The organism is Neisseria sp. P0021.S006, from assembly GCF_051956895.1.
Window position 1 is genome coordinate 1 of sequence record NZ_JBQCWZ010001321.1, and the last position, 429, is coordinate 429.

A 429-nucleotide genomic window follows, 5' to 3' on the forward strand; every position below is an offset into this window, starting at 1 on the left:
TGCGTGTAATTCTACCTGAAATTGAGTAGATACTGTATTACAAACATATTGTGCCAGCTGGTGGACATCTTGCGCGGACGCGTTGTTTTTATTCACCAAAACCAAAGCCTGTCTGTCATGCACAGCCGCACCGCCGATCTGATGGCCTTTCAGACGGCATTGGTCAATCAGCCAGCCGGCCGCGAGTTTGATCGAACCGTCAGGCTGCGGATAGCATGGCATATTGGGGTATTGCTGCAACAAATCGGCCGCTTTTTCAGCGCTGACAACAGGGTTTTTAAAGAAACTTCCGACATTACCAAGTACGTTAGGATTAGGCAGTTTACTGTTGCGGATTGCACACACTGCATCGGAAACATCTTTGGCCGTTGCTTCTCGGCCTTGGCTTAGTTCGGCAACCGCTGCCGCCAAATCGCCATAGCCCAAGTT

At 50.1% G+C, this 429-nt stretch carries 1 pseudogene; it reads right to left on the minus strand.

Going from position 1 to position 429, the window contains the following annotated elements:
* A pseudogene (locus ACTHUM_RS20095) lies at positions 1–429 on the minus strand (UDP-N-acetylmuramate dehydrogenase); the annotation flags it as partial.